We start from the raw sequence: 2,465 nt of genomic DNA on the forward strand, positions 1-2,465 counted from the left end.
GGCAGTGCGGCCTTCTCCTCGCCGACGAAGGTGAACTTCTCGTTCTCCCCGTCGCCCTCGGTGCCGACCACCACGATCGAGCCCGGGCGCAGCTCCGCGTACAGGATCTTCTCGGACAGCGTGTCCTCGATCTCCCGCTGGATCGTGCGCCGCAGCGGACGCGCGCCCAGCAGCGGGTCGTAGCCCTTCTTCGCCAGCAGCTTCTTGGCCTCCGACGTGAGCTCGATGCCCATGTCCCGGTCCTTCAGCCGCTCGTCCACCTTCGCGATCATCAGGTCGACGATCTGGATGATGTCGTCCTCGGACAGCTGGTGGAACACGATCGTGTCGTCGACACGGTTGAGGAACTCCGGCCGGAAGTGCTGCTTGAGCTCCTCGTTGACCTTCGCCTTCATCCGGTCGTACCCGGTCTTCACATCCGACGAGCCCGTGAACCCGAGGCCGAAGCCCTTCGAGATGTCCCGGGTGCCCAGGTTCGTCGTCATGATGATGACGGTGTTCTTGAAGTCCACCACCCGGCCCTGCGAGTCGGTCAGGCGACCGTCCTCCAGGATCTGCAGCAGCGAGTTGAAGATGTCCGGGTGCGCCTTCTCGACCTCGTCGAACAGCACCACCGAGAACGGCTTGCGCCGCACCTTCTCGGTCAGCTGGCCGCCCTCCTCGTACCCGACGTAGCCGGGAGGCGAGCCGAACAACCGCGAGACGGTGTGCTTCTCGGAGAACTCCGACATGTCCAGCTGGATCAGCGCGTCCTCGTCCCCGAACAGGAACTCGGCAAGCGTCTTGGACAGCTCGGTCTTACCCACACCCGACGGGCCGGCGAAGATGAACGAGCCACCGGGGCGCTTGGGGTCCTTCAGACCCGCACGCGTACGACGGATCGCCTGCGACAGCGCCTTGATGGCGTCCTTCTGCCCGATGACGCGCTTGTGGAGCTCGTCCTCCATGCGCAGCAGCCGCGCGGACTCCTCCTCGGTCAGCTTGAACACCGGGATGCCCGTCGCGGTGGACAGGACCTCGGCGATCAGCTCCTCGTCGACCTCCGCGACGACGTCCATGTCGCCGGCCTTCCACTCCTTCTCGCGCTTGGCCTTGTCCGCGAGGAGCGTCTTCTCCTTGTCGCGCAGCGCGGCCGCCTTCTCGAAGTCCTGCGCGTCGATCGCGGACTCCTTCTCACGGCGCACGTTCGCGATCTTCTCGTCGAACTCCCGCAGGTCCGGCGGCGCGGTCATCCGACGGATCCGCATCCGCGACCCGGCCTCGTCGATCAGGTCGATCGCCTTGTCCGGCAGGAACCGGTCCGAGATGTACCGGTCGGCCAGGGTGGCGGCGGCGACCAGCGCGGCGTCGGTGATCGAGACGCGGTGGTGCGCCTCGTACCGGTCGCGCAGGCCCTTGAGGATCTCGATGGTGTGCGACAGCGACGGCTCCGCGACCTGGATCGGCTGGAAGCGGCGCTCGAGCGCGGCGTCCTTCTCCAGGTGCTTGCGGTACTCGTCGAGGGTGGTGGCGCCGATGGTCTGCAGCTCACCACGCGCCAGCATCGGCTTGAGGATGCTCGCCGCGTCGATCGCGCCCTCCGCCGCGCCCGCACCCACCAGGGTGTGGAGCTCGTCGATGAACAGGATGATGTCGCCGCGCGTGCGGATCTCCTTCAGCACCTTCTTCAGGCGCTCCTCGAAGTCACCGCGGTACCGCGAACCCGCCACCAGCGCGCCCAGGTCAAGCGTGTACAGCTGCTTGTCCTTCAGCGTCTCCGGCACCTCGCCCTTGACGATCGCCTGCGCCAGGCCCTCGACCACGGCCGTCTTGCCGACACCGGGCTCACCGATCAGGACCGGGTTGTTCTTGGTCCGGCGGGACAGCACCTGCATGACCCGCTCGATCTCCTTCTCACGCCCGATCACCGGGTCCAGCTTGCCCTCACGGGCAGCCTGCGTGAGATTGCGCCCGAACTGGTCCAGCACCAGCGAGGTCGACGGAGTGCCCTCCTGCCCCGACCCGCCCGGCGCGGCCTTCTCGCCCGCCGAGTACCCGGACAGCAGCTGGATGACCTGCTGCCGCACCCGGTTCAGGTCCGCACCCAGCTTCACCAGGACCTGGGCCGCGACGCCCTCGCCCTCGCGGATGAGGCCGAGCAGGATGTGCTCGGTGCCGATGTAGTTGTGCCCCAGCTGGAGCGCCTCACGGAGCGAAAGCTCCAGGACCTTCTTGGCACGGGGCGTGAAGGGGATGTGACCGGACGGCGCCTGCTGGCCCTGCCCGATGATCTCCTCCACCTGCTGGCGGACCGCCTCGAGCGAGATCCCGAGGCTCTCGAGCGCCTTCGCGGCCACGCCCTCACCCTCGTGGATGAGGCCGAGGAGGATGTGCTCTGTCCCGATGTAGTTGTGGTTGAGCATCCTGGCCTCCTCCTGAGCCAGGACGACAACCCGCCGCGCGCGGTCGGTGAACCTCTCGAACAT

Annotated in this window: 1 protein-coding gene; it reads right to left on the bottom strand. The window is 67.3% G+C overall.

The window, feature by feature from the left end; genetic code table 11:
- Nucleotides 1-2,465, bottom strand: a 2,465-nt coding sequence (locus QI554_RS43295; RefSeq protein ID WP_281478972.1) for an ATP-dependent Clp protease ATP-binding subunit, incomplete at its 3' end; no start/stop codon positions are given.

Source organism: Yinghuangia seranimata (assembly GCF_029953285.1).
GTDB classification, from domain to species: domain Bacteria; phylum Actinomycetota; class Actinomycetes; order Streptomycetales; family Streptomycetaceae; genus Yinghuangia; species Yinghuangia seranimata.